This is a genomic window from Sorangium sp. So ce1014, from assembly GCF_051521505.1.
Taxonomy (GTDB): Bacteria; Myxococcota_A; Polyangia; order Polyangiales; family Polyangiaceae; genus Sorangium.
This window is the reverse complement of record NZ_CP150356.1, coordinates 289531-311517: the sequence shown is the minus strand read 5'-3', so window position 1 is coordinate 311517 and position 21987 is coordinate 289531. Positions and strand designations below refer to the sequence as shown.

At 71.5% G+C, this 21987-nt stretch carries 17 protein-coding genes; 9 read left to right on the top strand and 8 right to left on the bottom strand.

The window, feature by feature from the left end; genetic code table 11:
- Positions 1-773: 773 nt before the first annotated feature.
- Entirely contained in the window at positions 774-2177 is a 1404-nt protein-coding gene (locus WME75_RS01225; protein WP_437485568.1) for a sigma-70 family RNA polymerase sigma factor, read from the top strand.
- Between the two features lie 105 nt (positions 2178-2282).
- On the opposite strand, the gene WME75_RS01220 is transcribed toward WME75_RS01225, so the two are convergent.
- The gene (locus tag WME75_RS01220; protein WP_437485566.1) at positions 2283-3407 is read right to left on the bottom strand and encodes a Gfo/Idh/MocA family protein; all 1125 of its coding nucleotides are present in this window, start codon (positions 3405-3407) and stop codon (positions 2283-2285) included.
- Between the two features lie 47 nt (positions 3408-3454).
- On the opposite strand from WME75_RS01220, the gene WME75_RS01215 reads away from it, so the two are divergent.
- Both WME75_RS01215 and WME75_RS01210 read left to right on the top strand, forming a co-directional pair.
- On the top strand, positions 3455-3703 hold the full coding sequence (locus WME75_RS01215; protein ID WP_437485564.1) for a hypothetical protein: 249 nt from the start codon (positions 3455-3457) through the stop codon (positions 3701-3703).
- A gap of 165 nt (positions 3704-3868) precedes the next feature.
- On the top strand, positions 3869-6394 hold the full coding sequence (locus WME75_RS01210; protein WP_437485562.1) for a PAS domain-containing protein: 2526 nt from the start codon (positions 3869-3871) through the stop codon (positions 6392-6394).
- Positions 6395-6493: 99 nt separating this feature from the next.
- Here the strand turns inward: WME75_RS01210 and WME75_RS01205 are convergent, their stop codons facing one another.
- The 3 genes from WME75_RS01205 to WME75_RS01195 all read right to left on the bottom strand — a co-directional run bounded on the left by WME75_RS01205 (position 6494) and on the right by WME75_RS01195 (position 9654).
- Complete coding sequence (locus WME75_RS01205) at positions 6494-7408, bottom strand: MBL fold metallo-hydrolase (protein ID WP_437485560.1); 915 nt, start codon at positions 7406-7408, stop codon at positions 6494-6496.
- A 360-nt stretch (positions 7409-7768) separates the two neighbouring features.
- Positions 7769-9037 (bottom strand): cytochrome P450 family protein, encoded by a 1269-nt coding sequence (locus tag WME75_RS01200; RefSeq protein ID WP_437485558.1) that lies wholly within the window; start codon positions 9035-9037, stop codon positions 7769-7771.
- A complete protein-coding gene (locus WME75_RS01195; protein WP_437485556.1) occupies positions 9037-9654 on the bottom strand; it encodes a TetR/AcrR family transcriptional regulator in 618 nt (205 codons plus the stop codon). The genes WME75_RS01200 and WME75_RS01195 overlap by 1 nt, the downstream gene beginning before the upstream one ends.
- A gap of 179 nt (positions 9655-9833) precedes the next feature.
- Between WME75_RS01195 and WME75_RS01190 the strand changes: the two genes are divergently transcribed.
- From WME75_RS01190 to WME75_RS01180, 3 genes are all read left to right on the top strand, one after another.
- Positions 9834-10586 (top strand): AzlC family ABC transporter permease, encoded by a 753-nt coding sequence (locus WME75_RS01190; protein ID WP_437485554.1) that lies wholly within the window; start codon positions 9834-9836, stop codon positions 10584-10586.
- Positions 10583-10912 (top strand): AzlD domain-containing protein, encoded by a 330-nt coding sequence (locus WME75_RS01185; RefSeq protein WP_437485553.1) that lies wholly within the window; start codon positions 10583-10585, stop codon positions 10910-10912. Before WME75_RS01190 ends, WME75_RS01185 begins: the two co-directional genes overlap by 4 nt.
- A gap of 191 nt (positions 10913-11103) precedes the next feature.
- Positions 11104-11859: a glutathione S-transferase gene (locus tag WME75_RS01180; RefSeq protein ID WP_437485551.1), complete on the top strand. Its 756-nt coding sequence runs from the start codon at positions 11104-11106 to the stop codon at positions 11857-11859.
- Between the two features lie 58 nt (positions 11860-11917).
- Here the strand turns inward: WME75_RS01180 and WME75_RS01175 are convergent, their stop codons facing one another.
- Entirely contained in the window at positions 11918-12598 is a 681-nt protein-coding gene (locus WME75_RS01175) for a DJ-1/PfpI family protein (RefSeq protein ID WP_437485549.1), read from the bottom strand.
- A gap of 442 nt (positions 12599-13040) precedes the next feature.
- Here WME75_RS01175 and WME75_RS01170 point away from each other — a divergent pair, with 442 nt between their 5' ends.
- Positions 13041-14306, top strand: coding sequence for a PAS domain S-box protein (locus WME75_RS01170; protein ID WP_437485547.1), 1266 nt, complete (start codon positions 13041-13043; stop codon positions 14304-14306).
- A 149-nt stretch (positions 14307-14455) separates the two neighbouring features.
- Positions 14456-14881, top strand: a complete 426-nt coding sequence (locus tag WME75_RS01165) for an organic hydroperoxide resistance protein (protein WP_437485545.1) — start codon at positions 14456-14458, stop codon at positions 14879-14881.
- Positions 14882-14938: 57 nt separating this feature from the next.
- Here WME75_RS01165 and WME75_RS01160 read toward each other — a convergent pair whose 3' ends face one another.
- The 3 genes from WME75_RS01160 to WME75_RS01150 form a co-directional block, all read right to left on the bottom strand.
- Positions 14939-16822 (bottom strand): ABC transporter ATP-binding protein, encoded by a 1884-nt coding sequence (locus tag WME75_RS01160; protein ID WP_437485544.1) that lies wholly within the window; start codon positions 16820-16822, stop codon positions 14939-14941.
- Entirely contained in the window at positions 16819-18771 is a 1953-nt protein-coding gene (locus WME75_RS01155) for an ABC transporter ATP-binding protein (RefSeq protein WP_437485543.1), read from the bottom strand. Before WME75_RS01155 ends, WME75_RS01160 begins: the two co-directional genes overlap by 4 nt.
- Before the next feature lie 212 nt (positions 18772-18983).
- Positions 18984-20543 carry a hypothetical protein gene (locus WME75_RS01150; protein ID WP_437485541.1) on the bottom strand — a complete coding sequence of 520 codons (1560 nt, stop codon included), beginning with the start codon at positions 20541-20543 and terminating at the stop codon, positions 18984-18986.
- 499 nt (positions 20544-21042) lie between these two features.
- Here WME75_RS01150 and WME75_RS01145 point away from each other — a divergent pair, with 499 nt between their 5' ends.
- On the top strand, positions 21043-21954 hold the full coding sequence (locus WME75_RS01145) for a LysR family transcriptional regulator (RefSeq protein WP_437485539.1): 912 nt from the start codon (positions 21043-21045) through the stop codon (positions 21952-21954).
- Positions 21955-21987 lie beyond the last annotated feature (33 nt).

Below are 21987 nucleotides of genomic sequence, written 5' to 3'. Positions count from 1 at the left end.
ACGCGTCCAGGAGAGCCCAGAACGCCCCTGTCAGATCCTCCCTGGCGAGAGCAACCCGTCCTCTGAAGCGCATGGGCTTCACTGCGCTCTTCGTTGAACGGTGGCTCCGCCACGTCGTGACCTCCCGGCGCCCCCTCCGAGGCCCTCCGGTTCGGCTCCCGATCGCTCCGACCCCCCTCGCCAGGCGGCTCCACCACGTCGCCACCTCCCCCTGCCCCCTCCGAGGCCCTCCGGTTCGGCTCCCGATCGCTCCGACCCCCCCTCGCGAGGCGGCTCCGCCACGTCGCCACCTCCCGGCGCCCCCTCCGAGGCCCTCCGGTTCGGTTCCAGCTCGCTCCGACCCCCCTCGCGAGGCGGCTCCGCCACGTCGCCACCTCCCGGCGCCCCCTCCGAGGCCGTCCGCTTCGGTCTCCCCCTGGCCCCTTCGCGGCGCCGCCGTGTCCGTCCGGCGCCGTCCTCACCACGTCCGGCGACAGGCTCCAACGGCAAGCGACGACAAGACCGCATCGGGGTGAAACACCGACGACGCCAGCAGGCCGTGCCCGCTCGTTCGGCCATGCGCGACCGCGCGGCCGCCTGCGCCGGCGCAGAGACGCTCCGCTCCAGCCGGCGGACGACCTCCGAAAACGCCGTGGAAATGCGCCAAATCAGCGAGCGATTCGTTTTCCTATTTACGTCCTTGGCGGTTAGGATAACGAGGCGCCTCGATGATCGTGCCCCTTCACACCCTTCAAGGTCAGGCACGAAGCAGCGGCAACACTGGAGCGCATTGAATGAGGTTCCGTTCCTCGCTACCGGCGAGCGAGTCCGAATCGAGTCCTCCCGTTTCCATCGATTCCGCGCCCGGGCGCGGGTCCGCGGCCGGGCGCGGAGCCGCGCCCGGCCGCGGGGGCGAGCGCGCTCCGGCGCGCCGCCCGAAGTCCGCTGGCACGCAGGCCTCGCTCGGGGCGACGGAGCTGTACTTCCGGTCGCTCGCCGGCAGCCAGCCGCTCACGCGCGAGGGCGAGGTCGCGCTCGGCCGCCGCATCGAGGCGGGCGCGCTCGCGTGCTTCGAGGCATGGGTCCGCTCGCCCGTCGCCCTGCGCGAGCTCGCCTTCACGGCGGAGGACGTCGAGAACGGGGCGCTCAGCGTCCGGGACCTCCTGTGCGAGACCGACGCGAACGATCCCGACGCGGACGCGTGCACGACGCGGCTCGTGGGGCTGCTCGGCGTCGCCCGGGCGCTCGTCGCCCGGCAGCAGGACGCAGAGCTCGTCGCACGGCGGCGGGATGAGGAGGACGTGGAGATCGCCCTGGCGGGCCTCGCCGCGGGCCTCGCCGAGCTGCGCCTCGATCCGACCTTCGAGGAGCGCATCGAGAGGAGCCTGCGCACGGCGGCGGCCGAGGCCGACGGGGCGGAGCGCGCGCCGATCGCGGCCACCATCGCGGCGATCGCCCGGGGGCGTCGCGCGGTCGCCCAGGCGAAGTCGGAGCTCGTCCAGGCGAACCTCCGGCTCGCGGTCGCCATCGCGCGGGAGCACCAGCGCTTCGGCGTCCCGCTGCTCGACCTCGTGCAGGAAGGGAACCTCGGCCTCATCCGCGCCGCCGACAAGTTCGAGTACCGTCGCGGCCACCGCTTCGGCACCTACGCCGCGTGGTGGATCAAGCAGGCCATCAAGCGGACGATCCTCAACCAGGGCAAGCCCGTCCGCATGCCGGTCCACCTCACCGCGATCCGGAGCCAGGTGGTGCGCGCCCGGCGAGATCTGGTGCAGGAGCGCGGGCGCGAGCCCTCCGTCGAGGAGGTCGCGGAGCGCAGCGGCCTCTCCGTGGAGAAGGTGCGCGTGATCGGCGAGCTCGCCCTCGAGCCGCTCAGCCTCGACGCCCCCGTCGGCGAGGAAGGCGACACGCGGTTCGGCGATCTGCTGGCCAACGAGGACCCCACGCCCGCCGAGATGCTGGCCCGGCGCCGCCTGATCGAGCAGACGCGCGAGCTGCTCGACTCGCTCCAGCCGCGCGAGCGCGAGCTCCTGCGGCGCCGCTTCGGCCTCGACGGCAACGAGGACGAGACGCTCGAGGAGATCGGGCAGTCGTTCTCGCTGACGCGGGAGCGCATCCGCCAGATCGAGGCGAAGCTGCTCGAGAAGCTCCGGATGCGCTCGCGGCAACGAGAGCTCGGCTCCTACCTCGAAGGGTGACGGCGCGAGGAGCGCGCGGGCGCCGCGCCGGCGCTCGGCCAGGGGTCCGCTGGAGCGACCCGGCAGGGCCTCCCCGAAGGCCGCGGCCCGGGTCGGGTCGTCGCCTCACTGCTCCGACGGCGACGGGGCCTTCACCGGCTCCGGCGCGTCGACCGGGGGCTTCTTGATGTTCTGGCGCATGTCGGGCCTTTGCTCCGGATGGAGCGGCGGGATCGCCTCGACCCTCCCGCTCGCGGCGGAGCTCTGGATCGCGAACATCACCCGCACGTCGGCGAGCCCTTCGAGGCCCGACGGCTCGGGCTCCTTGCCCTCGAGGAGGCAGCGCGAGAAATAGACGAGCTCGGGAGCGAACTGGTCCCGCTTCTTGAACGTCTTCTCCTCCGTCTTCCCGCCCACCGTCAGGTAATGCTTGATGTCGGCCGTGTAATCGAAGGCCGGCTCCACGCGGAGGTCGCCCTCGGTGCCCGCGAGGCGGAGCGTCGACACGCTCGCGAGCCCCTGGCTGACGGTGAATTGCGCGACCGCGCCGCTCGGGAAGCGCAGGATGGCCGCGGTGGTCTCGTCGACGTCCCTGGCGCGCTTCTCGTCGAGCCGCAGGCTCGTGGCGAGCACCTCGGTCGGCTCCTCACGAAAGAGGTACCGCGCGGCGTTGACGCAGTAAACGCCGAGGTCGAACAGCGCACCGCCGCCCTCCTCGCTCCGCGTGCGGATGTCGCCGGGGCGCACCACCTGCGTGAACAGGGAGGTGAACGCGCGCACCTCACCGAGCTTGCCCGAGCGCGCGATCTCGATGGCCTGCAGGTTCGCCTCCTCGAAATGGAGACGGTAGGCGATCATCAGCTTCACGCCGCGGTCCTTCGTGGCGCGGATCATCGCCTCGCAGTCCTCCTCGGTCATGGCCATGGGCTTCTCGCAGAGCACGTGGACGCCGGCCGCCGCGGCGCGCTCGGTGTACGCGCGGTGCATCGCGTTGGGCAGGGCGATGTACACCGCGTCGGCGCGCGCGCGCTTCAGGATGTCCTCGAGCTCGTCGTACCCGCCGCGCTCGGTGACGCCGTAGCGCTCGCCCAGCGCGGCGAGCTTCTCGGGATCACCCGAGACGAGCGCGACGAGCTCCGAATTCTCGGCGGCGTTCTTGAACGCCGGCAGCACGGCGACCTGCGCGATGTTGCCCGCCCCGACGACCGCGTAGCGGATCTTCCTCGTCTCGTTCGACGCTGTCCTGGACATGGTTCCTCCGTGCGCGGGCAACCCGCGTTCACGGGGAGCATGGAGAGATGACCGCGAGCGTCAACCGGCGGGGTGGCGTCGACGGCGCCCCCAGGCAGCGAGAGGTCAACCTCACCGGCGATCCGGCCTCCGCCATCCAGGCCATGAGCTTCAGCCACGCGACGCAGGACCTCCTCGACGCCATCCGGCCATCGCTGTCTTTCCTGCAATGGCGAGCTCGACAGCTCCGAGCACGCAACGCTCCCACTGTAAGGCAGGTGTTGTCGCCTGCACCTGAATGCCGCGCAGCCGGATGACATCGAAGGCTCCCACGGAGCTCTCCGCGGTGGGGGCGTGGACGCGGCCCGCGCCGGGCTCGGGCCCGGCAAAGGATCGCTGAGCGAACCGAGGTGCCGCACGAACGCTCGTGTTAGTCTCGCCTCGCGCCCGCCGGGATCCTGGCAGAAGGCGCGAGGGGCGGAGTGAACAGCGACGACGGAGGGCGAGGAGCCGAGCGGGGAGGACCGTCCGGAAAGGGACGTCGCCAGGACCCGCCCACGTCGAGCGGCGCGCTGGCCCGCATCGTGGCCGACGCGTCGCTGGCCCTGCTCCACGCCGGCGAGGACGGCACGCCGCGCGCGATCGTGGCGGCGACGTCGCGCCTCCTGCACGCCGACATCGCCTGTCTCTACGAGGTCGCCCAGGAGCCGGGAGCGCTCAGGCTCGTCGCCTCGGAGGGCGGCGGCGCGGGCTCGCTGGACGCGCTCCAGCGCCTGCCGCTCGACGACCGGAGCCTCGCGGCCAAGGCCGCCCGCACGAGGATCGTGCAGGTCGCGCCCGAGGGCGAGACCGCGGCGGCGCTCCTGGACGCCGGCCACCTGCGCGCCCTCTGCGGCTGCGACCACGCCATCGCGATCCCGATCGCCTTCGCCGGCGACCTGCGCGCGGTGCTGCTCTGTGCCGCGGCGCAACCCCCCCTGCCGCAGCCCGAGATCGTCGAGACCACAGGCGCGCTGTCGCGCCTCTTCGGGATGGCGCTCGCCGCCGCCGAGCGCCGCGCGCTGCGGGCGCGGATCGAGGAGCTCGAGCGGGACAAACGCGCGCTGGAGCGCGCGAGCGAGCAGCTCAACGAGGCGATCGCGGATGCCAGGAAGACGGAGGCGGCGCTCCGGCTGAGCGAGGAGAGCCTCGCGCGGGCGCAGAAGATAGCCAGGCTGGGCAACTGGGACTGGCACATTCCGACCGACGAGCTGTTCTGGTCCGACGAGTGCTATTCGATGCTGGGGCTGTCCCGCGACGCCGGCGCGCTCACGTACGAGCGGTTCCTCGCCTGCATCCACCCGGAGGACCGCGAGGGCCTGATGCGCGCCGTCGACCTCGCCCTCCACGGGGAGAGGCCGTACTGCATGGACTACCGGATCCTCCGCCCGAGCGGCGAAGAGCGCCTCCTCCACACCGCGGCGGACGTGATCCGGGCCGAGGACGGAACCCCGCTCCGGTTGATCGGCACGGCCCTCGACGTCACCGAGCAGCGGCGCGCCGAGCGGGCCCTGCGGCTCAGCGAGGAGCGCCTGCGGGTGATCGCGGAGCACGCGAGCGACGTCATCTTTTGCATCCGGTTCGGCCCGGAAGGAGGCTACGAGTACATCAACCCCGCCGTCCTCGAGCACACCGGCTATCCGCCCGAGGCCTGGTACGAGAATCCTCAGCTGTTCCTCTCGCTGGTCCACCCCGAGGACAGCAGGCGCTATGACGAGTTCGTCGCGCAGATGGCCGCGGCCGGCGGGCGGATCACGTTCCGGATCATCGACAGGAGCGGCCGGATCCGCTGGGTCGCGACCCACATCACGATCCAGCGCGACGAGCACGGGGCCCCGGTCGCCGGGATCGGCATCTCGCGCGACGTCACGACGGAGAAGCTCGCCGACGAGGAGCGCGAGCGGCTCCTCAAGCAGGTGGCGGCCGAGCGGCGCTGGCTCGACGCGGTCATCGAGCGCTCGCCGGTCGGCATCCTCCTCCTCGACCCGGCCGGCGCGCCGATCGCCTCGAATCGCCGCGCCCAGGAGCTCGCCGGGACCGACGCGCCGCCGGGGCTGCCGGGCGCATGGAGCCTGCGCTCGCTCGACGGGCAGCCGCTCCCGGACGACGCGCTGCCCTCGGCGGGCGCGCTGCGCGGCGAGGTCACGACCTCGAGGGAGCTCGCGCTCCGGCGCGCCGACGGCAGCATGCTGGCGGTGCTCGTGAGCGCCGGGCCCATCGTCGACGGAAATGGGCAGCGGCTCGGCGCGGTCGTCGTGTTCGACGACATCACGCGGCTCAAGGACCTCGAGCGGCTCAAGGAAGAATGGACGTCGGTGGTGGCGCACGATCTGAAGCAGCCCGTGACGACGATCCTCGGCTATGCGGCCCAGATCGAGCGGAAGCCGCAGGTGGCGGCCGCGGTGAAGACGAGGGCGGGGCATATCGTGGCGAGCGCCAAGCGGCTCGGGCGGATGGTGTCCGATCTGACGGATATCTCGCAGATCGAGTCGCGGCGGCTCGCGATCGAGAGCGCTCCCGTCGATCTGCCGGCGCTGCTCCTCGCGGTCGTGGAGCGGATGGCGAGCGAGGCCGAGGGGCACGCTGTCGAGGTCGAGATCAGGGGAGAGATCCCGGTCGTGCACGCGGACGCCGGGCGCGTCGAGCAGGTGCTCAGCAACCTCATCTCCAACGCCGTGAAATACGGGGATCCGGAGGCGCCGATCCAGGCGTCGCTGGAGCGGCGCGGCGACGAGGTGCAGATCTCCATCCGGAACAGCGGCCGCGGGATCCCGGCCGAGGACCTGCCGCTGCTGTTCGAGCGGTTCTTCCGGGGAAAAGCGAGGGAGGAGCGCGCGGTCGGCCTCGGGCTCGGGCTGTACATCGCGAAGGGGCTTGTCGAGGCGCACCACGGCAGGATCTGGGTCGAGAGCCCCAAGGGAGGGGACACGACGTTCCATTTCACGCTGCCGGTGGGGGCGGCGCCGTGACGGGACGCGGCGTGATCAGGAGAGGGGCTCGTCGAGAGCTGCCCTGGAGCATGAGCCGCGGAGAGCACAGAGGTTGTATTTGCGCTGTGCCTCTGTAGCTCAGATCCTCTGTGCTCGGGCCGAGGCGGGGGTCCACGAGGGTGGCTCGGACGCGTCCATCCCCCGGACGCCCGCCGGCACAGCATGGCTCCGCCCGGCGAGGCGCTCGAACTCCACGACGTCGTGGGAGCACACGAGGGTCACCTCGTGGCCGCTGTCCTGGCACAGCGCACGCAGCCGGCGCTGGTTCTCGAGCCGCGCGCCGCGGTCCTTCTCCATCATGAACTGATAGAGACGCAGGCCGGGCGTGCAGGTCGGTCGAACCGGGTCCATCTCGCGGTGATAGAAGTAGGCGTCGCCGGCGAGGAGCAGCCACCCGCCATCGCTCCGGACAGCCACGCCGGCGTGACCCAGCGTGTGACCGATGAGCGGGACGAAGAGCACCTCGTCCTTCAGACCGCCCACCGGCCGCGCCCCCTCGAAGCCGAACCAGCGCTCGCCGCCGTGCGAGGGATAGGCGATCCAGCTCGGCTGCGTCGACCACTGGGCCGGCCGGTAACGCATCCTGTCGAGGAGCGTCCGCCGGGCGACCGCGGCGTCACGCTCGGCGGCGAGCAGGTGCACCTCGGCGCCGGGAAAGTCGTCGAGGCCGCCGGCATGGTCGAAATCGAGGTGGGTGAGCACGATGTGACGGACGTCCTCGGGCCGGAGACCGAGGCGCTGGATCTGCCGGTACGCCGTCATCTCGGCGCGAAACTCCGGTCGCACGAGGAAGAGAAAGAACCGGCTGAGCCGCTTCCTCGCCATCGAGACGTCCAGCAGCCCGAGCCCGGTGTCCACGAGGACCAGGCCGCTCTCCGTCTCGAGGAGCAAGCAGTGGCACGTCAGCCGCCCGCGGAGCCCCAGCGTCTGGCCATCCATCAGCGCGCCGCCGATGGGACAGGTCGAGATGCAGTTGAGATGATGGATTCGCACGCCTCTCTCCTTTCACGGCGACCCTGCCCCGACGACCGCCGCGCGATGGGCCGGCGCCGAGACGGGCGCACCGCGCGTCGTGCGCTCGACCTGCTCATCGCGATCCGCTCGCCAGAGATCACGAGACAAGAGCCTGGGCTCCCCGGAGCGCATGAAGGACGGTGAGTGCATGGAGCATGCCGTTCGCCGGGCCCCAGGCTGCGCGAACGGCGGGACGGCCGAGGCCCGGCCGCGGACAGACGCGCCCTGTCTGGACACGCGACGTTCCCGGCGGCCCGGCAGGAAAGGACGACCTTTCTGCCCTACCGGGACACTCCGCGACATCGGCACGCGAGCGCCGCCGAGCGCGAAGGGCGTGCTCTACAGCTGGGTACCCGCCTCCGGCGGCCGGGCCGCCCGGGGGACGGAGTAGACCGGCGCCGCCGCGCACCGCACCGGCAGCCGGGTGAGCCCGCGCAGGGGGAGCGACGGCTTCCATGTCAGGGACGAACGCGGCACGGCGAGCCGCAGCTCGGGGAGATCCCGGACGATCGCGGGGAACGCGATCTGCGCCTCGAGCCGCGCCAGCGGCGCGCCAAGGCAGTAGTGCACGCCGTTGCCAAAGGCGAGGTGGCGGTTGGGGTCCCGGTCGAGCGTCAGCCGCCCGGGGCTCGCAAAGACCTGCTCGTCGTGGTTCGCCGAGCCGAGCACCGCGATGAGGCGCTGTCCCCGCGGGACCACGTGCTCGCCGAACGCGACGTCCTCCATCGTGTACCGCTCGGTCGCGAGGTCGACCGGGCTCGTGAAGCGCAGGAGCTCCTCGACCGCCGGCTTGATCAGCCCAGGCTCGCGCCGCACGCGGTCGAGCGACTCCGGATCGTCGAGCAGGGCGAGCGTCCCGCTGGCGATCAGGTTCACCGTCGTCTCGTGCCCCGCCACGACCAGGAGCATGACCATCGCGAGCAGCTCGTCCTCGCTCAGCCGACTGCCCGCCTCCTCGGCGCGCACGAGCGCCGCGAGGAGATCCTCCCCGCCCGCGCGGCGGCGCCGCTCCACCAGCGCGCGCAGGTAGCGCACGAACATGTAGAGAGACGGCATCGCGCGGACCATGTCCACCTTCGTGACGACCCCGGTCAGGCGGTTCGTCCAGGTCCGGAAGCGCGGCCAGTCCGCCTCGGGGATGCCGAGCAGCTCGCAGATCACCGCCATCGGCAGCGGCAGCGCGAGCTCCTCCAGGAGATCGAGCGCCCCGCGCGCCCGGGCCCGCGCCACGAGGCGCTCGGTGATCGCCTCGACGCGCCCGCGCAGCTCCTCGACCCGCCGCGGCGTGAAGACCTGGTGCACAAGGGCGCGCAGGCGGGTGTGATCCGGAGGGTCCTGATCGAGCATGTTCTTCGACATCGGCCGGAGAAACCCGGGCATCCACGGCACCTGCCTGGCCCGCTCCTCGGCGCTGAGCGCGCGGAGCGGGTCCTTGCCGAGGCGCGGGTCCTTGAGCGCAACAGCCACGTCGGAGTAGCGCGTCACGAGCCACGCGGGCTTTCCGTCTCCGAGCACGGTGCGCACGACCGGCGCCTCGGAGCGCAGCCGCGCATAGAGCGGATGGGGGTTCGCCTTGTGCTGAGCACCGGAGATATCGGGAATGGACATCACGCTGGACCGCCTTTCTTTGAAGCTCGTGGCCGCCTGGGCCGGCGCCCCGCGCCCGCCTCCGGCTGCGCCAGCGCGAGGAGCGCGTCGCGCAGCGCCCGCAGCTGGCCCTCGGTGAGCGCGGCCGTGCCGAGCGCCTGGGAGAACCAGAAACCGTCGAGAGCAAACTGGATCGCGATGGCCCGCCCCTCCGGGATGTCCTCGGCCGCGTCGCGCGCGAAGGCCTCGGCGATCAGCTCGCCGGCGCGGCGCGCCACCGCAGGCTGGGCGCTCGCCGCCTCGATGAGCGCCAGGAGCAAGGCGCGAGGCGCGGCGGTCTCGCACCTGTCCGCGTCGAAGGCGAGCGCGATCTGCGCCCGCAGCCGGGCGCCCCGGGGCTCCGGGTCCCGAGCCGCGCGCTTCGCGGAGTCATCGCTCACCCGCGCGCTCAGCCGATCGAGCACCGCTGTCAGGAGCGCGTCCTTCGTCGCGAAGTGGTGAAAGAAGCCCCCTTTGCTGATCCGCGCGTCGGTGATCACCGCCTCGATGGTCAGCTGGTTCACCCCGCGCGAGGCGAGGAGCCGCTCGGCCGCGTCGAGGATGCGCTCTCGCGCGCTGGAGTAGGTCCGCGCCGGCATCGGGAAGGTATACCGACCGGTCGGTCTGTATGCAAGGCGATCGCTCCCTCCCCTCGAGGGCGCAGCGCGGGAGGCTCGTCCCGGAGCAGGCCTCCCCGGGCGGGAGGCCGCGCCGGGGGCGCGGGCCGCCTTGACTTTCGCAGCGCGCCTGGACACTTCCTGGGCCCTCGAGCGCCCGCATGTCCTTCGCCGCCTTCGCCCGCGCCACCGCGCTCCACCCCGAGTTCCGCAGCGGAGCGCGCGAGATGCTGCACGTATCGCTCGGCGTCGCCGCCTGGGGCCTCGTGACCGGCGTCGCGATGGTCAAGAGCGGGCTCACGGCGCCGCTCGCGGTGCTGATGTCGCTCCTGGTCTTCGCCGGCAGCGCGCAGCTCGCCGCGATGCCGCTGATCGCGTCCGGCGCGCCGATCTGGGTCGTCTGGGCCACCGCGACCTGCGTGAACCTGCGGTTCGTGATCTTCAGCGCGATGTGGCGGCCCTACTTCGCGCGGATCCCGCGCTGGCGGCGGTGTCTCTGCGGCTACTTCAGCGGCGACCTGAGCTACGTGATCTTCATGAAGCGCTTTCCCGTGCCCGACCCGGCGCCCGAGCAGGAGCCCTATTTCTGGGGCGGCGTGGCGACGAACTGGGCTGCATGGCAAGGCTCCTCGCTGGGCGGCATCGCGCTGGCCAACGTGATCCCTGTCGAATGGGGCCTCGGCTTCGCCGGCGTGCTCGCGCTGCTGGGCGTCGCCTGCTCGCTGCTCCAGGACAGGGCCACCTGGCTGGCGGCCGGCACCGCCGCCGGCGCCGCGGTGGCGGCCTACGCGCTGCCCTTGAAGCTCAACATCCTTGTCGCGATCGCCGCCGCGGTCGCGGTCGGCCTGGGCATCGAGGCGGCCGAAGAGGCGCACAGGCGCGCGCGCGAGCGGACCGAGGAGGCCGGGCGATGAGCGCCTGGCAGACCTTCGCGGCCATCCTCGGCCTCGCGCTGATCACGGCGTTCACCCGCGCCTTCTTCCTGTACCCCGAGCGGGATCTGCCGATGCCCGGCTGGCTCAGGCGCGGGCTGCGCTACGCGCCGCTGGCGGCGCTGGCGGCCGTGATCGTGCCCGAGGTGGTGATGACGCAGGGGCAGCTGATCGCGACCTTCCAGGACGCGCGGCTGCCCGCGAGCGTCGCGGCCAGCGTCTACTACATCTCCCGCCGCGACATCCTGGGCACCATCGTGACCGGCATGGCGGTGTTCCTGCCGCTGCGCATCGGACTGGGCTGGTAGAGGCGCAGGTCCTCCTGAGGCGTTGAGGCGCGGCACGCTGGGCGAATGTTGGAGGAGAGCGCCCGCCGACCGGAAGGCCGGCGCGTGAGATCGCCCGCGGTGAGCCCGAGGGCCGCCGGCAAGGCGCCGCGTCCTCTGCCCGCCAGCGATCGGCCGGAGGCGCGCGGGGCGTGTGGTAGGCTGCCGGCCCTATGACCGAGCTACTTGGCCTCGTGTTCTCTGCGTGGACCGAGAAGGCGCGCTGGGCGCTCGACGTCCGGCGCGTCCCGTACACCTTCCGTCACTACCAGCCGCTCATCGGCGAGCCGGCGCTCCGGGCGAAGCTCCGCCGGCTCACGGGCCCTGTCTCCGTGCCGGTGCTCACCACCGACGACGGGCGCGTGCTCGCGGACTCGGCCGACATCGCGCGCTGGGCCGACGGGCGCGGCGCCGGTCCGACCCTGTTCCCTGCCGAGCACGAGGCCGCCATCGCGCGGCTCATCGATCTGTCGGAGCGCGCCCTCGCCGCCGGGCGCGCCCGCGCGCTGTCGCGCATGCTGGCCGACGACGAGGCGCTCGCCGAGATGGCGCCCGGGCCGCTCCGCCGCGCGCTCGGCCCCCTCGCCTCGCGGCTCGGAGGGCTCGGGGTCCGCCGCACCCTCCGCAAGTACGGCGGCCACGAGACCGGCGGCGAGGCGCACCTGCAAACGCAGGTCGAGGCGCTGGGCGAGCTCCGCGCGATGCTCGCGCGGGGCGCGCCGTCGGGAGACGCGCCGAGGACGCTGCTGGGCGGCTTCACGTTCGCCGACATCACGATGAGCCAGGTGCTCGTGAACGTGGCGCCGCCCGCCGCGCTGAAGCTCGGCGCCGCCAGCCGGCGATGCTTCTCCGACCCCGACCTGCGCGATCGCTACGATGATCTGATCGCTTGGCGCGACAAGCTCTACGGCGCGTTCCGGACGAGCTGACCGGCCCTGTCCGGAACGCGCGGGTTCAGCGGCCCTTCGGAGAAACCGCGTCGCGCCTTCACCAGCGTGCCGTGGCGTGCTCCGCTGCCTGTCTGGCCTGGGCGACCCCCGGCGCGATGAGGCTGGCGATCCGCTCGACAACGACCGCGGGCGCGGACTCCGGCGTGCCCGCCTGGAACGGCGGGTCGGGGGCGTACTCCATGACGAGCTGCGCCGCCTGCGCGGCCTCCTCGCCCCGCATCTTGGCGGCGATCCGGAGGCCGAAATCGATACCTGACGTCACGCCGCCTCCCGTGATGCGGTTGCGGTCCTCGACGTAGCGCGCGTCGACGCGCTCGGCCGAGAGGAGGGGCAAGACCTCGCGGAATGCCCAGTGTGTGGTCGCACGGTAGCCGCGGAGCAGCCCCGCCGCGCCGAGCACGAGCGACCCCGTGCAAACGCTCGTCACGTAGCTCGCCTGCTCCGCCCGCGCCGCGAGGAAATCGAGGACCTCGCCGTCCTCCATCACGGCGATCGTGCCGGCGACGCCGCCCGGGACGAAGAGGATCTCGAGCTCCTCGGGACACGTCCCGAAGGTCGCCGTGGGAAAGAGGGTGATGCCCGAATCCGTCGTCACGGGGTCGAGCGTCTTCCACACGAGGTGTATCTGCGTATCGTCAAGGATGCTGAACGCGGTCTGAGGACCGATGAGGTCAAGCGCGGTGAAGCCCGGATAAACCAGCATGGCGATGTGCTGCATGGGGGAGCTCTCTCCTTCAGGTGTTGCGGGCGACGGCCCGGGGGCGCCGTCATCCTGCGCGCACCCGCCGAGCGTTTGCAATGTGGCGAGCGCGGCGCTCGCGGCAGCGAGATCCAAGATCTGTCGGCGTCTCATGACGCCTGTGTACGCGCTGTCCTGCGGCGCGACCCTGCGACACGCTGTCCTGCGGCGCGATGTCGCATGTCCGCGCCCGGTGGTGGGGGTATCGCCCAGAGAGACGTCACATGAAGGTGGGATGAACATTGACGATCCTCGCCGGACCCGCCCCCGACTCCTCTCCAGCGCAACTTCTACAGAATGCGCCCGCGATGCCCCAGCTGGTACAGCGGCGCACGATCGCGACGCGTATCCGCGGCGCCCGGCCTCGGTCGCCCAGGACGCTCGACGATCCGCGCCGGATCTGGTAGCGGTGGAATTTACCATGAACCAAGCGTGGCAGATGGACGAGCTCGGCCGATTCTTCGAGCTGTCCGTGGATCTGGTGGGCATCGCGGGGACCGACGGGCGCTTCAAGCGGGTTGGCCATGCGTGGGAGCGCACGCTCGGGTTCTCGCGCGAAGAGCTCTTGTCGAAGCCCTTCATCGACTTCGTGCACCCCGACGATCGAGAGCGCACGGTGGCCGAGTCGGCGCGCTCGTTCGCCGGCTGTGGCACCGTGACGTTCACGAACCGCTACCGGTGTCGCGACGGCTCTTACCGGTGGATCGAGTGGAACTCGTCGTTTCATCCGGGGGAGGAGCTCGTCTATTTCGTCGCGCGTGACGTCACGGATCGCAAGCAAGCGGAGGAGTCGCTGCTCGCGGCCGAGTCCCGCTTCCGGGCGGCGGTCGACGGGAGCCTGGACGCCTTCTTCGTGCTCCGGTGCGCGTTGGACGAGGCCGGGACGCTCGTGGATTTCGTGTTCACCGACGCCAACCAGCGGGCCGTCGAGGGGATGTCGATGCCGCGCGAGGAGATCGTCGGCCGGCGGTTCAGCGAGGTGGTGCCCTCCGCGCGCCAGCGCGGGCTGCTGGACAAGTACGCGCGCGTCTTTCAAACCGGCGAGCGGCTCCTCGAGGAGCAGGAGAGCCAGAGCTCAGGACACGAGGGCCGGTGGCTCCAGAATCAGGTCATCCCGCTGAGAGACGGCGTCGCGATCGCGGTCAGGGACATCACGCCCTTCAAGCGGCTGGAGACCGAGCTCAGGGAGGCGCTCCAGCGCCGGGCGGTCCACGCCGAGGAGCTCGAGGAGAAGAACCGGCTGCTCGCGGCGGAGAACGCCGAGCGCGAGCGCGCCGAGGCGGTGATGCGGCAGCAGCAGGAGACGATGCTCGCCATGTCCTCGCCCATCATCCAGGCGTGGGAGGGGATCCTCGTGCTGCCGGTCATCGGGACCGTGGAGACCGCGCGGGCGAATCACATCATGGAGCGCCTCCTCGCCGAGATCGTGCGGACGGGCGCGCGCTTCGCCATTCTCGACCTGACCGGCGTGAGCGCGGTGGACGCCGCGACCGTGGCCCACCTCCTCGCCGTGGTGCGCGCGGCGAACCTCCTCGGCAGCACCTGCCTCGTCTCCGGCATCTCGCCCGGGATCGCGCGGACGATGACGGAGCTCGGCGCGGCCGAGGGAGGGTTCACGACCTTCGGCGTGCTCCAGAACGCCTTGCGCTACGCGCTCTCCCGCTGCGGCGCCGAGGGCGCGCGGTGAGCCGCCCCGAGCGCGGCGTCCCTTCCCACGTTGCGCACGGTGGGCTCGAGCACTATGGGGAGCGTATCCGAACGGCTGCCCGGCCGGCCCTGCCCAGCGGGGACGAACCCTCCGTGTCCGGGCACGTCGTCACGAAAAGGAGCGCTCCGATGCCTGTCGACGTGAAGTACACGACCCAAGCCACCGCTCACGGCGGCCGCGATGGCCACGCCAAGACCGCGGACGGCGCCCTCGACGTGAAGCTCTCGACGCCGAAGGAGCTTGGCGGCGCGGGTGGTGAGGGGAACAACCCGGAGCAGCTGTTCGCGGCGGGTTACGCGGCCTGCTTCCTGGGTGCCTTGAAGTTCGTGGCCGCGCAGGAGAAGGCGCGGATACCTGCCGACGCCACCGTGACCGCGACCGTCGGCATCGGCCCCCGCTCCGAGGGCGGATTTGGCCTCGATATCGGCCTGCGGATCGCGCTGCCGGGCCTGGAGCGGCCGCAAGCCGAGCAGCTGGTCGAGAAGGCGCACCAGGTTTGCCCTTACTCGAACGCCACCCGCAACAACGTCCCCGTCCGTCTAGAGGTCGCCTGATCGCGATCCCCCTCTCCCCCGATCGATAGAGTTCACCCCCTCCCAATCAATTCCCTCTCAGGGGGCCGGCGCCTCGTTCGCCAGCTCCCGGTGAAGCGCCGCAAACGCCCCTCCCCGCGCGAGCAGCTCCGCGTGCGTCCCCTGCTCCACGACCCGCCCGTGGTCGAGCACGACGACCCGATCCGCGTGCCGGATCGTGCTCAGCCGGTGGGCCACCACGAAGCTCGTCCGCCCTCGCAGGAGCCGCCCGAGCGCCGCCTGCAGCCGGGCCTCGGTCAGCGCGTCCACCGAGCTCGTCGCCTCGTCGAGCAGCACGATGCGCGGATGGGCGACCATCGCCCGCAGAAAGCACACGATCTGCCGCTGCCCCAGCGACAGCCCCGTCCCCCGCTCGCCCACCTCGGTGTGGAGGCCGTCCGGCAGCGCGTCGAGCACGTCGAGCGCGTCCAGGCTCCGCGCCGCCTCGCGGATCTCGGCGTCGGTCGCCGCCGGATTGCCCAGACGCACGTTGTCCAGCACCGTGCCGCTGAACAGGAAATTGCTCTGCAGCACCAGCCCGAGCTGCGCCCGCAGCGACGCCGACGAGGTCGTCGCGAGATCGTGCCCGTCGACGGTGATCGACCCCGCCGTCGGCAGATACAGCTTCGCGAGCAGGTTCAGGATCGATGTCTTGCCGCTGCCCGTGTGCCCGACCAGCGCGATCATCTCGCCCGGCTCGGCCACCAGATCGACCCCGTGGAGCACCGGCTTGCCCGGCTCGTAGGCGAAGCACACCCCCTGAAAGACGACCCGGCCGCGCACCGGCGGCAGCGCCGGAAAGCCGCCCTCGTCGGGCCAGGCGGGCTCCGCGTCGAGCACGCGAAAGAGCCGCTCGGCGCCCGCCATGGCCGTCAGGGCCTGGTTGTATTGATTCCCGAGGACGGGGATCGGGTTGAACAGCAGGTTCGCGAGGAAGAAGAACTCCACGAGCACGCTCAGCTCGATCGCGCCGTGCAGGGCCTGATAGCCGCCCACGACCACGAGCACGGCCAGGAACAGCTGCCCGTTGAACTCCAGGAGCGGGAGGAAAGCGGCCGAGTGGCGCGCCGCATCCATGTTGTAGCGCGAGTGGTCGAAGATCAGCGCCCGGAACAGCCCGCCGTTGATGTCCTGCCGCACGAAGCCCTGCGTCACGCGCACCCCCGTGACCGACTCGGCGAGCGTCGCCGTGACCCGGCTGAAGCTCTCCTGCGCGCGCTGGTGCGCGGCCCCGAGGCGCTTGTGGAAATAGACGATCAGCCCCCAGAAGACCGGGACCATCGCCGCCACCACGAGGAAGAGCGGCCAGTGCGCGTGGGCCATCAGCGCCATCGCCACCGCCATCGTGCCGAGCTGCACCGTGCTCACGAACACGACGTCCTGCACCGCCACCCGGATCGCGTCGATGTCGGAGGTCATGCGGCCGATGAGGCGCCCCACCCTCGTCTTCACGAAGAAGCTCATCGGCATGCGCAGGAGGTGTCTTTGCAGCCGATCGCGCATGTCGAACACCACGGCCTCGCCGAGCTCGAGCGCGAGGCGAGCGCGGTAGTGGAAGACGACCGCCGTGAACAGGGCCAGCGCCGCGAAGCCGAGGACGGAGAGCAGCGTGGCGCGCGCGTCGCGCCGGGCCACCGGGCCGCTGATGATGGCGCCGACCGACCAGGTCAGGATCGGGAGCTGGATCGACCTCACCACCACGAGCACGAAGAGCGCGTTGCGCTTCTTCGTGTACGGGCGGGTGAAGGAGAGCACCCGCCGCACGAGCCCGAGATCGAGCCCGCGGTGGGCGTGGTCCCGCTCGTCGTCGAGCGAGGCGCGCGCGAGGCCGAGGCGCACGTCGATCGGCGCCGGCTCGGCCGCGGGGCGCGCCGGCCCCGCCGCCTTCGCAGGGCGGCGCGGCGCGAAGGCGGCGCGGCTCACGCCGGCTCCTCGGCCGGGCCCGGGGCCGCGGGGCGCGCGCCCGCGCCGTCGCGGCGCGACGGGCTCTCGTCCCCGCGCGCGGCGTCGGCGGTGTGGGCGTCGTGCAGCGCCAGCGCGCTCGCGTAGTGGCCGCGGCCCCGGAGCAGCTCCTCGTGCGTCCCCCGCTCGGCGATGCGGCCCCGGTCGAGCACGATCACCTGGTGCGCGCGGCGGAGCAGGTGGGCCCGGTGCGTGGCCATGATCGTCGTCCGCCCCCGGGTGGCGCTGAGGATCGCGTCGAGGATCTCGCGCTCGGTGCTCGCGTCCACCGCGGCGGTCGGATCGTCGAGCAAGAGCAGCGGCGGGTCGAGCAGCACGGCGCGCGCGATGGCGAGCCGCTGCCGCTGGCCGCCCGAGAGGTTGGCCGCCGATTCGCCGAGCTCGGTGTCGTAGCCCTCGGGCAGCTCCCGGATGAACTCGTGGGCGCAGGCGATGACCGCGGCGCGCTCGATCTGCTCCCGCGTCGCGTGCGGGGCGCCGAACGCGATGTTGGCCGCCACCGTGTTGCTGAAGAGGAAGTTGTCCTGGAAGACGACCCCCATGCGCCGGCGGATCAGGTCGAGGTCGTGCCGCCGCAGGTCGATGCCGTCGAGCAGGATGCGCCCGGAGGTCGGATCGTAGAAGCGTGGGATCAAGCTGAGCAGCGTGCTCTTGCCCGCGCCGGTCGGGCCGATCACGGCGATGAACTGCCCGGGGGCGACGTCGAGGTCGATGCCGTGGAGGACGGGCCTCTCCGGGTCGTACCCGAAGGTGACGCGCTCGAACGCGAGGCGCCCCTCCACCTGGGCGGGGCGCGTGGGCGCCTCGGGGCTCGTGATCTCGACGGGGGTGTCGAGCACCTCGAAGACGCGCCGCGCCCCGATGAAGCTCTGCTGCGCGGTGTTGACGAGGGTCGCCATGCTCGCGATCTGCCCGGAGAACTGCTGCAGGATGCCGGCGAACACGACGAGCTGCCCGAGCGTCATCCGGTCGCGCGTGACGAGCAGCCCGCCCATGCCGAGCAGCAGGACGAGGTGGCTCTGTCCGAGCAGGTCGATGGTCGGGCTGAGCACGCTGATCTTCCGGAACGTGCCCTGCTGCTGGTCGCGCACCTCGCGGTTGCGCTCGTCGAAGCGGCGGTGGGCCTCGCGCTCCCGCCCGAGCCCCTTGATGACCTGGATCCCCTGCATCCCCTCGGTGAAGCTCAGGACCATGCGGTCCACGAGCTCCCGGTTCTGCAGGTAGGCGGGCCGCACCCACCGGGCGAAGAGCGTGCTCGCGATCCAGAGCAGCGGCGTCGGCGCGAGGCACACGAGCGTCAGGAGGGCGTGCGTGCGGAGCATGTACGCGACGTACACGGCGAGCGACAGGACCATGATGACGCTCTGGAGCAGCACGCCGTCCACGAACGAGCGCACGAGCTGCACGTCCCCGGTGACGCGGTTGATGAGCGAGCCGCTCTTGTTGGCGTCGTAGAACCGGAAGCTCAGCCGCTGGAGGTTGTCGTACACCCGCGCGCGGAGATCCGGGACGATCTCCATGTGGACGAGGTGGCCCACCGAGAGCGCGTAACCGTAGTTGAGCACCGCGCGGGCGGCCGCCATGGCGAGGATCGCAGCGCCGATCGAGAGGACCGCGCGCATGGGCTCACGCTCCAGGTCGAGCAGCCGGCCGATTCCGAGCGGCAGCGCCGGCGGGCGGATCGACGGATCGAGCCGGTGGCGGAGGATGTCGATGGCGAGCCCGGTCAGGCCGAGCCCCGCGAGCCCGAGCGAGAGCAGGACGATCTGGTAGCCGAGGACGCGCGCGACCCGCCCCCGGTACGCCCAGCTCAGCCCGAGGAGCCGCAGGAGGAGCGAGCGCCCCGCGCGGGAGCGCGCCGTTTCAGGGGCAGAGAGCGCGCCGAAACCAGAACGTGAGCCGGACGACATCAGAGCAGGGCACCTGGCAGACCGGCCACGCCGGGGGCCCGTAAGCTACTGATTCGCGCGGCGTTGGCCAGGGGCCCTGACGCGGATGGGCGCTTGTCGGCGACCCAGGTGAGAGAACCGCCAGGATGCCAGGGACGCCAGGATAGCCGGGAGAGCTCGCTGCATGACGGCCCTGGCGCCCTGCGGTTCGTTGTCTCGTCCGGGCGCGGCCCCTAGTACATCAGGTTGCCCTGGCCGAGCTGGAAGGTGATGTTGGAGCCGAGCGGATCGCGCGCGTTCTGGACGCGCAGGAGCGCGGTCGCGATCCGGCCCTCGCGCGCCGACCAGGCCGCCGCCGAGAGGCCCGCCGCGATCTCGTCCTTCGCCTGCCGGAGGCGGTACCGCGAGACGGGGTGCAGCGGCGTGCCGGCGACGCCGAGGACCCGCAGCGCGTCGTCGATCTCGACCTCGGCCAGCTCCATCAGGCGCTTCTGGACGTCGTCCCGCGTGTCATGGAACTGGCCCGCGAGCTCCCGGGCGGCGCGCAGGCGCTGCTCCGCGAGGTCGAGGTTGAACGCGGCGCTCAGGACGCGGAGCAAGCGCCCCATCTTGATGATGTCGGAGTCGGGGAACTGGATGGGGGCGCCGAACCGCGCCTCCAGCTCCCGGCCCGCCAGAGACTCCTTGAAGAACGACGAGACATAAAAGGCGACCGCGGCCTCGATGTCGTCCCCGAAGGCGTTCGTGTGGAAGAACGGCGGCGTGTCCACGGCCTCGATGAGGGGCGGGGTGTTGAACGTGCCGTCGCCGAACCCGTTCAGGAACCCGAGGTCGAGGACGTCGATGTTCGGCTCGGCCAGCCCGACGCCCCCGAACCCGCCGTCGAACGCCCCGAAGGTGCTTGTCGCCGGCGCCTTCCGGGTCCCCGTGTCCAGGTTGCGGTTCCGCCCCGTGTCCATGTGGTTCGCGCCCGCGTTCGCGTGGCACACGTTGCAGCGGCCCCGCTGCGGATCGAGGAACGAAAGCCGCCCCTCGTTCGCCTCGGGATCGGTGAGCTTCACCCGCGTGAGATCGAGCTCGTTCATCCGGCCCAGGCTCATCTGGTAGGCCAGCGTGAGGTCGAGCTCCTGCTCCGTGGGGAGCCGGAACGAGACCCCCGGCTCACGGCTCAGGTCGGTCGGAAAGTGCTGGGTGATCGCCCCGGTCAGGAAGTCGCGCAGCGACCCGGCGCCCGGGGCGCCGTCGCCCGACCAGCCCGTGCGCTCGAGGGGCAGCTCCGCCCCCTCGTGCATCGGGTCGGGCGCGAGGGTCGTCGCCAGCGAGAGCGTGTGCGGGACCCCGCGCATCACGTACTTGTCGTCGAGGTCGTCGAAGCCGTCGATGTTCTCGCGGATCAGGCCGAGCGTCTTCAGCTCGTAGATCTCGAGGTCGATCAGCTCGGGCTCCTGCTCGTGGACGAACAGCGGATCAAAAGGGTTGATGTCGAGGAGCGCGTCGATGAAGGGGATGTCAATCGTGAAGTTGTTTTCGACAGGATGACAGGATCCGCAAGAGCGGCCGTTGCCCTCGAAAGTTTCGCGAAAGAAGATATCAGCGCCTGCGCAAATTTCGCTGGTCACGAGCCCGGCGACCACGCGAGGGTCGTTTTCGCAAGCAGCGAGCCTGTCCTCGGCGTTGAGCGCGCTCGACACGGCGGCATGGCGCTCGCCCTCCGCCCGGGGAGCGCACGAGGCGAGGGCGACGAGGGCGACGAGCGGAGCGAGGATCAGGGAACTCCGATTCGGACTTGGCATGGCGCGCTCTCTTCCTGTTACCGTATGTTCCATACAGCTGCCGAAACGCTACGTTCATGGGTGCCGCGCGCCGCTCGGCGGGCAGCACCGGGGAAACGCGGTGGAAACCGGCTCGGCTGGACTCGGCAGGAGTCGACCGTCAGCGTGACTCGGGCCGGCCATGCGGGCTCATCCCTGGACGGGATGGCCAATCCAGGTCATCCATGCCGCCTTCGAGGCAACCCGGCGACCCGGGGTCCGCTCCATGCAACAAGGACACTCTGGCCGCTCCGTGGCCGGCTGCTCGACCTGCAACAGGGTTGCGATCGCGGGCGAAGCGGGCGCGAGGAGGGTGCGGGCTCCTGGTCGTGCTCGGGAAGATCGAAGCGAGACATGGGCACGACGACCGGCGGCATCCGCCCCGCCGCTCCCTCGGCGGGGTCAGCGACCGTGCCGGTTCAGTGAAAAACGTCTAGACCGGCCCATGGCGCGCCTCCAACTCATTCGTAGCATGGGCCCCATGCATCCCGTGCATCTTGCCTCGATCGACCTGAACCTGCTCGTCGTCTTCGACGCCCTCCTGGCGGAGGGGAGCGTCACGCGCGCCGCGGCGCGCGTCGGGCTGAGCCAGTCGGCCATGAGCCACGCCCTCGGGCGCCTCCGCGCGCTGATCGACGATCCCGTCCTCGTGCGCACGCCGAGGGGGATGATCCCGACGCCGCGCGCGCAGGAGCTCATCGGCCCCATCCGCGCGGCCCTCGCCCAGATCGAGGCGACGGTCGCGCACAGCCCCCGCTTCGACCCCGCCACGGCGCGCCGCTCGTTCGCGGTCGCCACGGTCGATTACGTGGAGCTCATCCTGCTGCCCCGGCTCGTGCAAAAGCTCTTCTCCGACGCGCCCTTCGTCGACCTGATCGCGCGCCCCTACGACGGCGAGATGTGGAGCTCCATGGAGACCGGCAAGGTCGACCTGGCGATCGGCCTGCTCCCCACCGTGCCCGCCGGGTTCTACCGGCAAAGGCTCATCGAGGAGCACTACATGTGCGTGGTGCGTAAGAATCATCCCGTGGTGGGCAGCAAGCTGACCCTCAAGAGCTACACGAGCTTACCTCACGCGCTCATCAGCCCGCGCGGCGACGGCGGGGGCCGGGTGGACGAGGTCCTCGCGGAGCGGGGGCTCTCGCGCCGTGTGGCGCTGCAGATCCCCCACTTCCTCGTGGCGGCGCACATCGTTGCCCAGACCGATCTCGTGCTGACCGTGCCGGCGCGCATCGCGCGCGTGTTCGCCGAGATGGAGGCGCTGCGCATCATGAAGCCGCCCGTGGAGCTCGGCGGGTTCTCGCTGGATCAGGTGTGGCACGAGCGGCAAGCGAAGGACCCGGCGCACATCTGGCTGAGAGGGATCTTCGCGGAGATCGCCCGCGACAGCTGACGTGCCCTCCGGCGGCCCGCCGCGGTCGAGTCT